This window comes from Roseimarinus sediminis (assembly GCF_050433125.1).
Taxonomy (GTDB): domain Bacteria; phylum Bacteroidota; class Bacteroidia; order Bacteroidales; family Prolixibacteraceae; genus Roseimarinus; species Roseimarinus sediminis.
Genome location: NZ_JBNPXV010000001.1, coordinates 1 through 13572 on the forward strand (window position 1 = coordinate 1; position 13572 = coordinate 13572).

Annotated in this window: 9 protein-coding genes; 8 read left to right on the forward strand and 1 reads right to left on the reverse strand. The window is 38.5% G+C overall.

What is annotated here, in order from left to right:
• Positions 1-143 precede the first annotated feature (143 nt).
• The 3 genes from FHS86_RS00005 (at position 144) to FHS86_RS00015 (ending at position 4304) form a co-directional block, all read left to right on the forward strand.
• A complete protein-coding gene (locus FHS86_RS00005) occupies positions 144-818 on the forward strand; it encodes an endonuclease III domain-containing protein (RefSeq protein WP_429409804.1) in 675 nt (224 codons plus the stop codon).
• A gap of 88 nt (positions 819-906) precedes the next feature.
• Positions 907-3123 (forward strand): DNA cytosine methyltransferase, encoded by a 2217-nt coding sequence (locus FHS86_RS00010; protein ID WP_429409806.1) that lies wholly within the window; start codon positions 907-909, stop codon positions 3121-3123.
• On the forward strand, positions 3120-4304 hold the full coding sequence (locus tag FHS86_RS00015; protein ID WP_429409807.1) for an MvaI/BcnI restriction endonuclease family protein: 1185 nt from the start codon (positions 3120-3122) through the stop codon (positions 4302-4304). The genes FHS86_RS00010 and FHS86_RS00015 overlap by 4 nt, the downstream gene beginning before the upstream one ends.
• 487 nt (positions 4305-4791) lie before the next feature.
• On the opposite strand, the gene ltrA is transcribed toward FHS86_RS00015, so the two are convergent.
• Positions 4792-5841, reverse strand: coding sequence for a group II intron reverse transcriptase/maturase (gene ltrA, locus FHS86_RS00020; protein ID WP_429409809.1), 1050 nt, complete (start codon positions 5839-5841; stop codon positions 4792-4794).
• Between the two features lie 968 nt (positions 5842-6809).
• Between ltrA and FHS86_RS00025 the strand changes: the two genes are divergently transcribed.
• The 5 genes from FHS86_RS00025 to FHS86_RS00045 all read left to right on the forward strand — a co-directional run bounded on the left by FHS86_RS00025 (position 6810) and on the right by FHS86_RS00045 (position 13557).
• Positions 6810-10574 carry a beta-galactosidase small subunit-related protein gene (locus FHS86_RS00025; protein WP_429409811.1) on the forward strand — a complete coding sequence of 1255 codons (3765 nt, stop codon included), beginning with the start codon at positions 6810-6812 and terminating at the stop codon, positions 10572-10574.
• A gap of 122 nt (positions 10575-10696) precedes the next feature.
• Positions 10697-11035, forward strand: coding sequence for a transposase (locus tag FHS86_RS00030; RefSeq protein ID WP_429409813.1), 339 nt, complete (start codon positions 10697-10699; stop codon positions 11033-11035).
• Between the two features lie 579 nt (positions 11036-11614).
• The gene (locus tag FHS86_RS00035; RefSeq protein WP_429409815.1) at positions 11615-12271 is read left to right on the forward strand and encodes a hypothetical protein; all 657 of its coding nucleotides are present in this window, start codon (positions 11615-11617) and stop codon (positions 12269-12271) included.
• A gap of 576 nt (positions 12272-12847) precedes the next feature.
• Positions 12848-13168: a nucleotidyltransferase domain-containing protein gene (locus tag FHS86_RS00040; protein ID WP_429409817.1), complete on the forward strand. Its 321-nt coding sequence runs from the start codon at positions 12848-12850 to the stop codon at positions 13166-13168.
• Positions 13165-13557 (forward strand): HEPN domain-containing protein, encoded by a 393-nt coding sequence (locus FHS86_RS00045; RefSeq protein WP_429409819.1) that lies wholly within the window; start codon positions 13165-13167, stop codon positions 13555-13557. The genes FHS86_RS00040 and FHS86_RS00045 overlap by 4 nt, the downstream gene beginning before the upstream one ends.
• The last annotated feature ends 15 nt before the right edge of the window (positions 13558-13572 follow it).

The window sequence follows — 13572 nt, forward strand, 5'->3', positions numbered from 1 at the left end:
GAATCAAGAATAAATGAATTTTTGTACTATTGTATGATCTTTTTAAGTGGCACAATTTGACCGAACAGGCTGGCATGGTCACTCCGAAATAACCAAGAGCCAAATCTTTGCCGACACACAGGCAGAATGAGTACCTTTGCTATGTGGATAAAGTTGACTTCATATACGAATCTGATATTGAGTATTTCCAAGCGAAACTTCTCTACTGGTATAAAGATAATGGACGGACTTTTCTTTGGCGGAATAAATCGACTACAAATTATGAATTGATTATATCAGAAGTGTTTCTGCAAAGGACAAAAGCCGAAACTGTTTCAAAATTCCTACCGACTTTTTTTAAAAAGTATCCATCATGGAAACAGCTTGGAGAAGCAACAGAAATAGAATTACAAGAAATTATAAGACCATTAGGATTATACAAACAACGTGGTAGTCGACTATACAAATTATCGCAAGAACTTAAGAAAAGAAAAGGAAGGTTTCCAAAGGAACGGAACCAAGTTGCTGAAATTCCTATGATGGGACAATATATTACCAATGCTTATGAACTTTACGTATTGAAAAAGAAATCGCCATTACTAGATGTTAATATGGCTCGTTTACTTGAAAGATTCTTTGGCGAAAGAAAGTTAGCAGATATACGACATGACCCCTACTTACAAACATTAGCCTATCGAGTAGTAAATATTGAAGAATCAAAGGAACTAAATTGGGCAATTTTAGATTATGCTTCCATGATTTGTGAAAAAACAAATCCAAATTGTCCTAATTGTTTGATTCATAGCAAATGCAAACTTTTTATCACAAAATCAAAATAACAGTTCATAAATTTTCCTCCTCGATTGTGATGAAAAATAGAATATTTGTCCGTAAATTTGTCCGTGTACGTAAAAATGTCCGTAAGTTATGGCTACAATAAATTACTATCTCGACAAAGCAGACAAGAAAGGATTTGCACCTATTCATATGCGAATTAATTGCAATGGTTCGCAAGTAAAGGTATCTACAAAAAGAAAAGTAAAACCTGAATATTTTGACAAAACAACACAAACAGTAAGTGACTCATGTGAAGAACATAAAGAGTATAATTTTTATTTGAATTTCTTAAAAAATCGTGCAGATGAGCTATTAAACCAATCATATCGCAAAACATATACTGAAAAAGAATTGAAAGATTTGCTAAACGACCATGTTATTAATTACAAAGAAAATAACGATGTAAACATCGTTCGTGAACAACTTTCGTTATATGGAAAATCTTTCAAATTTGTTGATTTGTTTGCTGGAGCGGGTGGCTTTAGTGAAGGTTTCCTTCAAGCAGAAGTCAACAATAAATTCTTCGATTTTATTGCAGCAAACGATATAAATGAAAATTGTGAATTGACTCATATTGTTCGCTATAATCATCAGCTCGGTCTAGATGCTAAATTCCTTTGTCAAGATATTACAGAACCTGACTTTTTAGACAATCTTTTAGAGAAAATTGGCGACCATAAGATTGATGTAGTTTGTGGAGGACCTCCATGTCAAAGTTTTAGTTTGGCTGGAAAACGCAAAAAATTTGATAAAAAAGATGACTTGTTTTCACATTACCTTGAAGTTATTAAGGCCTTACAACCGAAATATTTCGTAATGGAAAATGTTAAGGGAATTCTTACAAAAGAACAGGGCAAAATAAAGGAGTTGATTTTAAAAGAAATTAATTCCATTATTGACGTTAATGAAGTTCCCAAATTAATATCTTTCCTTAGGTCACTTAAAGGAAAATTCAAAAAAAATGATTTTATAATTGATGGTCTTATCAAGAGAATTGAAATAGAGAAGCTTAGCGAGACCAAAAAAGAAGAGGGCAAGGAAGCATTTATTCGTTTCGTTGAATCTAGATTCAGAAATCTCACCCCAAAAATAGTCGATTATAAAACAAGCAAAACAGATTCAGGAATAAGTACAATTCGCCATGGGTTTAATATTTTAATACGCAATAAAGAATGGGAGAAATTGAAAAGAGACATTATTAAAGAAAAAGACTATTGTAATATTGATAATGATTTCTTTGTTGAGTCATTTACAACTTTCTTAAGCGATTTGGGAACCGATGAAGTAATCAATAAAATTGAAACTGCTTTTAAAAGCTTAAAAATTGCTAAAGAATTTAATGACGAAATAGATAGCATTCTTTCGTCACTAAGAATTTACACATACTCCTTTGATGAAACAATTGATTTTATAAGAAACAATTGTGATAAATCACAAATTGATAAACTTGATAGTCTTGTTGAGAGTATCCGTCTTTATAGAATCGAAAAACCTTTTGTCGCTAATGCTTCAAATTATGGAGTTCCTCAGAACAGAGAACGAGTGCTGTTTATTGGTTGTCGTAAGGACCAGAAATTCATTTCAGAAATTCCAGCAACAGTTTCTGAAAGTGAGAAGGTGTCTGTTTTTGAAGCCTTGTACGATTTAGATTTTATTGGTAATAACCAAGAATTTCATCACTACGAGCCAGTCAATATTAATGCTCAATTCAATGGTACAGCAAAGAAAATGAAGAGTTTAGTTCAAAAACGAACGATTGATGGAAGAATAAATAAAAAGGAAGGTAAGACATTTGCAGAATGGAGCAAAGAAGGAAGACTAATTAAACAATATCAACAAAATGCATGTAAGCCCTTTTATGTTAGAAATACAGAAGCTTTAGATACAGGAGAGAAAAACTACGATGATTTGAATAATCATAAAACCAGCAATCAAAACAATGATGTAGTTAAACGGTTGAAAATTATTCTTAACGAAGGCGATTATAAAAATGCACAAATCAAATTAAATCAATGTGGTTTAGCCTCGAATAAACGAAATTACAATGTTTTAAAACCAGAAGAACAGAGTCCAACAGTTATGACAATTCCTGATGATTACATTCATTATAATTCTCCAAGAGCATTGACAGTTAGAGAAATGGCCCGGTTACAATCCTTTGACGATTCATTTGTATTTCAAGGGAAACGGTCTACTGGAGGGAATAACAGAAAATCAGAAGTTCCACAGTACACTTTAGTCGGTAATGCTGTGCCACCGTTATTAGCAAGAGCTGTTGCGACCGAAATATTAAAAAACATTCGATGAGAGCATTATCAAAAATTGAAGAAGACAGGTTAAAGATACTGACGAAGAATTCCGTTTCACTTGCACTAATTGAACCGACAGAAACAGGTCTAAAGAAATCAATTATGGATGCGACAGGCCCTGTTCGAAATTATTTGAAGGAGAATAATTTTCATGACTATGATATTCAACATCAAGGACCTGACCACAAGGTTATAATCGAAGGATTTCTTTACGACCAATTTAAAATATCAAAATCAAATGTTTCTTTGTACCGACCAAAAACAAAAAAGGGAGACCCGAGGATTTGGTTATCTGGGTTAACAAAATTTGCTAATCCAAATGATATTATTTCTTTGATTTGTTTCGAAAATCAGATTCATGCTTTTAATCTATCGCAACTTCCAATAGAAAATTTGATTCGCTCTGCACTAACAAATCCATTAAAAGAATTAATCGAAGAAATAAATAATAGAGAAAATGCGATTGCAACTGAACTCCTATTAAAACTAAAAAAGATTGCTCAAGGTGGTGCAATCCCTTCAATGGTTGATGCCGATACTTCTGTTGGTCGAACTCTGGAAACAGTTTTAGGAATTGACATTAACTCATCTAAACTGCCAGATTACAAAGGAATTGAATTGAAATCATTCCGCAGTAAACGGGGAAATCGAAAAAACTTATTTGCACAAGTACCTGACTGGGATTTAAGCAAGTTCAAGAGTTCTGCGGAAATACTCGATAATTTTGGTTACTGGAGAGAGAAAGATTTTAAATTATATTGTACAGTTTCTACTATTACTACAAATTCTCAGGGATTATCATTGAGAATGGATACAGATATTAAACAACTAATCGAGAATTCAAATAAGACTGCAATTGGAGACTTTGTTGTTTGGACTCTTGATAAATTACATTCCAGATTGCATGAAAAACATAGGGAAACATTCTGGGTTGAAGCTGACAGTACAATTATTAATGGAAAAGAGCACTTTCTTTATACCGAAGTTGAACATACCAAAAAACCAATTAGCTCTCAATTTGATATTTTGATTGAGCAAGGCATGATTACACTTGACCATTTGATTAAAAGAAACTCAAATGGAAAAGTTGTTGAAAAAGGCCCTCTATTTAAAATTAAGCCGGCAGGATTAGATTTACTATTTCCACCAAGTGAACATTATAAATTGATTGAAAACTAATATGCCAGCCCTTCGCAACCATACACATTGTCAAGTCGCTCAAAAAAGCCAACACACAAACCTAAACTTGTCAATAAGTATGGCTGCCCCAACGCACGGTGAGACGATGGAGAATAAAGCACTAAAACACAATCGAGTAGATGGCCAGTGAGCCAATAGCCCACTGGTGCACCTCTCACACCACCCAGCATACGGGTCTCGTACTGGGCGGTTCACTAATGTAGGCTAACCTTCATGTAATACTCTTGAAGACTGATGTAGCCACGTTGCTTAAGCCTGTCAACCGTGATGGTAGTCCCTAAAATGGGACTCTGAGCAACTTTCCAACCTCCCATTCTCGTTCGGCTCCATGCATAGGCTTGATCAGGTTTTATGCCTAAGCGGATGAGGTTCATTCTCTTCCTGTCGGCCTTTCTCCAGTAGTGCCAAATACAATAACGTAAGCGGTTACGTAGCCATTCATCCAGCTTTTTCAGCTTTAATTGAATTACGAAGTAATCACGAATGCCTTTTTTGTTTTGATTGTATGAGTAATGGAGGCGGGTTTGAAGTAGTTCACCCAGCCTCGGATTACAAGGTTTAAACGTTCGATGCGTTCATCAAAGCTCATTGGTGTGGTCTTTCTGGTTATCATTTTCAGCTTTTGCTTTAACGACTTCCATTTCTTGTCCTCCACCACCAATTGGTATCTGCCTCTCTCTCCACGTTTGTAGGTTGGTACGAAACCGAACCCTAAAGTGGTGAAGCTTACTGGACGGCAAATACCACTCTTTTCCCGGTTAATGGGCAATTTGAGTTTATCCCTCTGGAATTTATAAATTCCATTGCCTACCCTTCGGGCGGCTTTCTTGCTTCGCACATAAATGCTAAAATCGTCGGCGTAACGCACGTAGCGAAGTTGTCGCTTTTCCAGTTCTTTATCCAACTCATTTAGCAGGATATTAGACAGTAGTGGGCTTAATGGAGAACCTTGCGGTACTCCCTTTCTTCGTTTGTGCAGTGTACCGTTGATAGCAATTGGTGCACGTAGAAATGAGCGCAATAGTTTCAAGGTTTTATCGCATTTAACCTTCTTATAAATCAAGTCCAGCAAGATACCGTGTTCGACCTCATCGAAAAACGATTTAAGGTCGATATCCACGATGTACTGATAGCCGGAATTGATGTTTTCAAGGCTTTGTGCAATGGCCTGATGGGCATTCCTGTTCGGTCGGAAACCATAACTGTGTTTTTGGAACTCAGGTTCGAAAAGTGGTTCCAGCACCTGATGCATGGCTTGTTGAAATACCCTGTCCACAACTGTTGGAATACCCAGCAATCGTTTCTTACCATTCGGTTTAGGAATCTCTACACCCAGTATCGGTGATGCCTGATAACTTTTCTCCCTGATTTCCTCGCGCATTACGTCGGCGTTTTTCTTCAGGTATTCCCCAAGTTCAGTTACCATCATCTGGTCGATACCCGCTGAACCACCATTTTTCACAACCTGTTTGAATGCACGGTTCAAGTTTGTTCTTGATACTAATTCTTCAATCATACTGCTCTTGTTAGCTTGTCCCGCTTGATTAAAGGCTACAGTTGTTCTGGTTATCGTACCGTAACAAACAGCTGCTCCAATTTTCATTAAGAACCATTAGCGTTCAGTCCTTTACCACCTTGTGAGACTATCTGCAATTTATGAATGCAGCTCGTTGCTGGTAGCTACTATGACCTCTGCTGACTTCTCGCTGTCCATCCCGTGGTTAGCGAGATATCCCCAGGTAAGTGTGTGTTCCTTCCTCCGATTCCTTCTGAATCTACTTAACAACACATATCCATTACTGGATTTTGGACTTTACAATGATCCCGCCTTGCGGGACAAGTTATGCTTGCTTATCCGTTTTGTTAAGCCTCATATCCAGTTTCTGTGCGTCAGTACCGAATTTTGCCGTTTGACTTCCTTCACTGCTTCCCTCGCAGGAAGCCAGCTTGTCACTTGCTAATACTTCAAAGCGTTACCTCTGCGTATAAGGGACTTTCACCCTCTGGAACATTCCTGACTCACTTTTATGTTAAGCCAAAATAAATTTGTATTTTACCAATTTATTCAGAGCTTTTACAAAAGTGTGTCAGCACACATGCTGGGCACACACACGCGGTATAAAAAATTGCCGAAACATCAGGTTATTCAATGGTTGTAGCCCGCTTCAACTTTTGTGTAACTTGACAGGAAATCGCCCGCAATCGGCAACTTTTCATACCGCCACCGTTGTAGCCAATTATACAGACTGAGCACACAAAGATTAAATATTGACATGAAACCTAAAGAAGTACTTATAGAAGCTGTAAATAAATTTCTGAAAGAAAAGCTCAAAGAGAAGGGATTTGTTTTCTCTGACTCACAATTGAAATTTACGAAAAAGCTAAAGGGCTGACTTATTGGTGAAATTGGGCTTTAGAGCAATGTCATATATTCTATCTTCGAGAAAAAATATAGTATCCATCAAGATAAAAATATAATCGAGCATGAAAAAAATAGTTGGCTTATTTATCGTTCTGGCAAGTTTTACAGTCTCAGCGCAGCAATCGAAATTTACGAATGTTTATCATTTCATTGAAAATACAGAGGTGTTTGAAATCAACCAGACTGAAGGTCACACGGTTTGTATTCCATTGAAATCGGTTGATGAAGCATTAAATACTCAGAAAACGAAGTCGGAAAATGTGCTTTCGTTGAATGGAAAGTGGAAATTCCATTTTGCCAATACGCCCGAAGGTACACCCAACGACTTTTTTACATCCAATTTTAATGATCAGAAATGGTCTGAAATTACAGTTCCGTCCAACTGGGAAATGCAGGGTTTTGGCGATCCTTTTTTCCGAAATGTTGCACATCCGTTTCGCTCCAATCCGCCTTTTGTTCCGCGCGAATACAACCCCACTGGTTCGTATCGCAAAACGTTTACCGTGCCGGCAAAATGGAAAAGTAAACGCATCTTTTTGCGCATGGAGAAAACCGCTTCGGCATCGTTTGTTTGGATCAACGGACAGGAAGTGGGCTACAACGAAGGTGCGCAAGAGCCTGCCGAATATGATGTTACGAGTTTCCTGAAACCAGGAAAAAATACCATTGCCGTCAACGTAATTAAATATTCCGATGGTGTGTACCTCGAAAGCCAGGACTATTGGCGCCTGGCTGGTATTTTTGACGATGTTTGGTTGTATGCAAAAGAGGATGTGCATATCTTCGACTGGTATGCCACTACCGACCTCGACGAAAACTACGAGAACGCAAAACTGAATTTGCAGATTACGGTAAATAACCAATCGAAAACCGATAAACAGAACTACAAGGTTAAAGCTTCCTTATTTGATTCTGACAATGTGTTGGTTCAGAATCTTACTTCTGATGCCGTTCAAATAACTGCTGATAATAAGCAAAATATTACTATTTCATCAGAAGTATTAAATCCAAAAAAGTGGACCGCCGAAACACCCAATCTTTATCGGTTAACAATGGAATTAATAAACAATGAAGGTAAAACCGAAGAGGTAATTGCTGGTCGTATAGGTTTTAAAGAAACCGAAATCCGCAATCAGGTTTTTTACCTCAACGGTAAGGCCATAAAACTGAACGGCATCAATACCCACATGCAACACCCCACTTTGGGTCATACCATGGACGAAGCCACCATTCGAAAAGATTTTGAACTGTTTAAACAATTCAATATAAATTGTGTACGCATATCACACTATCCACCTGTAAGGCGCTATTTAGGATTGGCCGACGAATACGGATTCTATATTATTGATGAAGCGGGCGTGGAAGCACATGCCACCGAATTTTTGAGTGATAAAGCCGAATGGGAACCCATGTATCGCGAGCGGGTTCGCAAAATGGTGTTACGCGACCGAAATCATCCATCCATTCTGTTTTGGAGCGCCGGAAACGAAAGTGGCGAAGGCGCAACTATTTGTGCCGTGATTGATGAAGGGCGAAAATACGATACAACACGATACTGGATGTATGGCGGAAACGCTTTTTCGCATGCTTGCGAAGAAATTATTGGGCCACGTTATGCTACTCCTTTTGATCTCAAAACACAGGTGGGGATGGTTCCTGAAAGTGTTGATCCACGCCCCTCGTTCATGGACGAATACCTTTCGGTGGCTGGAAACGCTGGTGGTGGACTGGATGAATATTGGGATGTGATTTACCAGTATCCACGCATCATGGGTGGTGCAATTTGGGATTTTGTTAGCCCGGGCTTGCTCGATCCGGTTCGCAAATTGACCGACTCCTCACCCAACAAGGTCGCAACGCACATCATGGGACGCGCCAAACTGGTTGCCGGACACGATGGAAAAGGCATTGATCTGAATGGACAAGACCAATGGGTGGAACTTTACCAAGATAAAAACATAGAAATTTCGGGCAATGAATTAACGGTTTCGCTTTGGATTTTTCCACGCGATTTAATGAAAATGGGTGGAACACTGCTCACCAAAGGAAACAATCAGTTTGGTTTGCAGCAAAATGGTGACAACTCGCTCGATTTCTATATCAACACAAGGAGAAAAACAGTTATAAGTGGTGAATTACCCGACGATTGGACACAAAACTGGCATCATGTGGCAGGTATTTATAACGGGGAGTCAATGTCATTATTTATCGACAACAAAAAGGTGGCTGAAACACTGGTCACCGGGAACATTACCAATTTCCCTTTTCCGCTTAATGTGGGCAAAAATGCCGAGGCACATGGTCAGCATTTGTCCCATTATTTGTGCGATGCCATTATCGATGAGGTGGGTATTTTCTCCGAAGCGATTGAAATCAATGAATTATACGCATCAAAACCCGACTTGAAAAATCGTGCAGCTTTGTGGCTCGATTTTGAGCAGGAGCAAAACGAAGGCGAGTTTTTTAGCTATGGAATTGGTGCGCGAACCTATGGAAGCATTTGGCCCGATCGGGTTGCGCAGCCCGAAATGTGGCAAATCAAAAAGTCGGCTCAACCCATTTCTGTGAAGTGGAGCAATGCCGAAAAACTGGAAATTGAAGTGCAGAACACAAACTTTTTCACCAATACGAATGCCTTTGAGGCTCGCTGGAACCTGGAGGAAAACGGAATATCCATAGCTTCGGGAAAATTGGAAGTGGATGTTGAACCGCAGGTAAATAAAATCTACGTTCTTCCTATTTCAAAACCTCAGCTAAAAGCCGGTGCAAGCTATTTGGCAACAGTTAGTTTTCATTTGAAAGAAGCTACACAATGGGCGCCGAAGGGTTTTGAACAGTGTTGGGATCAATTGGAATTGCCATGGAATGTTCCTGCCGATAAAAAAATGGTACAGCATCCGACCAATACTTTGGAAGTAACAGATAATGAGAAACATTTGATTGTTTCGGGAGCAAATTTCGATTATACCTTTAGTAAAGCCGATGGACAATTGTACTCCATGAAATACATGGGTACAGAATTGCTGAAACAGGGAGCGCAACTCAATGTTTGGCGTGCTCCTCTGGCGAACGAACTGGACGACTGGACCACTTATTCGGTTAATGTATTTCCTTCAAACCAGGGCTACGGAAGGATGATTTCCACTGCATGGTACTCCCTCGGTCTGGATAATATGAAGTCAAAACTTGAATCATTTCGGGTTGAAAATAAAGCTGAAAATACAATTGTTAGTATTCGTGAAATTGCTCTTATGGGAAATGGACGCGGTGCAGGCTTCGAAAATGAGATGATTTATACAATTTCGCCCGACGGTGAAATTCGTTTACAGCACACGATTCATCCGAATGGGAACATGCCCATGTACTTGCCACGCATCGGAACACGATGGGTTTTCAATGACCAAATGCAAAAGGTAGAATGGTTTGGACGCGGGCCGCAGGAAAATTATCCCGACCGCAAAACCGGCTATCGTATTGGGCTTTATCAATCAACAGTCGATGCGATGTTTGAGTACTATTTAATACCTCAGGATTGTGGCTTGCGAACAGATAACCAATATGTAAGATTTACAAACGAAGAAGGAATCGGTATCGAGTTTTCGGCAGCTGAACCATTCAATTTCAATTGCTATAATTACAGCACCGAAAATTTGTCAAAGGCAAAATACACCTATCAACTCATCAAATCGGATGGTGTAACATTCAATTTCGACTACCAAACAACCGGGGTAGGATGCACGGCAATAGGGGTGATTAATAAATATCAAACCATTCCTCAAACCATACAGTTCACAAGTTCGATAAAACCATTTAAAATCAATAAGTAAGCAGGATAAATAACTGGCTACAATCGAGTGGGTAGCCGCTAGGCTAAAAGCCTATCGGAGAACCCCTCACACCATCCGTCAGCTGACGGATACAGGTCTCGTATACAGCGGTTCATTAAGATGTGGGGCAACTTTTTCGTAATACGAAAGCAACGCTTGGTAACCTGATGTCAAATCATTTGCATATAATTGCCAGTGCCACTGATGAAGAAAACTTATCTGATATCCTACGCGATTTCAAGAAGTTTTCCAGTAAAAAGATTATAGAAACTATAAAAGAGATTCCAGAGAGCCGCCGGGAATGGTTGCTCAATTTGTTTTGGTATGCCGGTAAAAACAACAAGAAGATAAAGAATTTCAAGGTTTGGCAGGATGGCAACGATGCAAAAGAAATTCATTCAACTGCATTTTTGGAAGAAAAAATGGATTACATCCACAACAATCCATCAGGGCAGAGATAGTATCAAATCCGGTTGATTATTTGTACAGTTCAGCCCGGGATTATGCTGGAGAGAAAGGGTTGGTGAGTATAGAGTTTGTTTAAAGTAACAGGATTAAAAACGAAGATCGGCGGAGCCAAATCCTAAGCCAGGAAGCGCGGATTGCAATCGAAGATCACCTTAGGTAAATCCGCACTCGCGCTTTGAACTTACATTGTGCAAATCTGGAAGAGCATGTGAAAAGTAAACCAGCCACTTCCTGAACTTAAACCCTTCCATTGCTTCCTCATTTTTACCCTCAATGACTACCGATTCTTTTCTTTCATATATTGTACAGCATGTTTTGCTTTTTGATGCATGTACTGAAATAATATTTTATTAAATTGAGGCACCAAAACTAAAACAGCATGCCAACTACCACTCATACAAAACCGACAAGCAAAACTCCCTTTTGCAAACCCTTAAAGCCTTGTTGTACTAATTCATCCTTCAACATAAGATGACGTACCTAAGCCTACACGCGAACTGCTGTGCCCCCTTTAGCAAAAACCCTGGCAGTACAAGCACCAATAATAACCACTACAGTTTAGACGTTACCGTATGAAACGAACCTTTTTAAACACAAGCAGGGAACCATCAACCAACGGATGTGTGTTCCATCCGTTCATTAAAAAAACAAAGCTAATTTGTATTCTTTTGCTTTTCAACCTGATTTTAAATGCACAGGAAAATAATCATGCCAACAAGGTACTTCAGCTTGGAATCAACAGTGCCTTTTTTAGTTCAGGAGACATGACAGGCCTGGGATTGAATATTGAATACAACTACCCGGTCAATAAGTATCTGTCAATAGCACCAAGACTCATGAGTGCCAAGGCAAACGGAATTTCCAATTATACCTCTTCAATGAATAAATTCCATCATATTTCCTCCTTTGCTTTGAGCTTGTCGGCTAAGATTACTCCGTTTCCGGATCAATTCAAAAGACTGAAATTAGATTTTGGAGGACTTTGCCATCAGTTTACAAAAACCAGGGGTACTTTGAGCAACAGCGATGAATATGATACTTACAATACAAGCAATACCAGTTATTATGAGGACAATTTATTCGGACTCTTAGCATCTCTGAGCTTTAATGTAATTGATTCCCAAAAAATGGCCGGTGGTTTAAGACTTGATTTATTGACAAGTCTTCACGAAGGATATTTAGAAAGCGATGCATTTCAAACAGGTATCTATTTCGGTATAAAATTTTGATATGTACTATTAACCAATCAATAAACCAACATGAAACAATTAACCAAGCTTCTGATTTTATTCATTTTGATGCAAATGAATTTCACAACTTTAAATGCGTTGGAACTGGAGAGAAAGGGTTGGTTGAAATAGAGTTTGTTTAAAGTTAAAGGATTAAAATCGAAGATCGGCGGAGCCAAATCCTAAGCCAGGAAGCGCGGATTGCAATCGAAGATCACCTTAGGTAAATCCGCACTAGCACTTTGAACTTAAATTCTGTAAATCCGGCAAAGCGGATAATTTCGCCCTGCAATTCGGTCCGATTGGGCACAATTATCATATTTTCTCTAAAACATTCAGAGAACTATTAGAGCCGGGTTAGAGATGCTTATAACCAATTAATTCATTTAGCTTTCAAAAAAACATTGCCGCAATTGCTTCCTATTCAATGAATAGGAGGCAAATTGATGATTAATAAGCAAGGGCAGCTTGTTTTTGCACAACTTGTAACACTTTGCGCGAGACTCACGTACCCACATTTGCATTTTTCACTTCGTGCAGATTTACAACTAAAATCCTTTTACGTATATTTGGTATATGAAAACCTCACAGACAAAAATATTAAATCAGATTAAGAGGATTGTAAAAGACAAAGAACCTACGGCAAAGATTTATCTTTATGGTTCACGATCACGAGGCACAGCAAAAGACAATTCAGACTGGGATTTATTAATTTTGTTAAACAAAGATGATGTTTCGAATGAGCTTGAAAGAGAAATTACCTATCCGCTATATGACCTTGAATTTGATACTGGAGAGGTGATTAGTCCGATGATTTACTCCGAGAAAGAATGGAATTCAAAATATAAGCTTACACCCTTTTATCAAAATGTAATGAGGGAGGGCATACTCCTATGACAGATTTCACCCTTGAAGATTACATCAAATATCGAATTGACCGTGCGAATGCAACTATCGAAGAAGTTCGGGTACATATCGACAACAGATTTTGGAATACAGCAATAAACAGGATGTATTATGCTTGTTTTTATGCTGTTAGTGCGTTATTGGCAAAAGAAAAGATTGAAGTTTCGAGCCACTCTGGAGTTCGTCAAAAATTTGGAGAGAACTTCGTCAAGACAGGACTGATTGACAGAGATTTAGCAAAGCATTTTACAGAATTATTCGAGAAAAGGCACAAAGGTGATTATAACGACTTTTATGATTACGATGAAGAAACAGTCTTGCGTTTATATCCTTTTTCACAAAGATTTATAGCTGAGATTACAAATATACTTAACAGTTAACAAGTGAGGGAAATA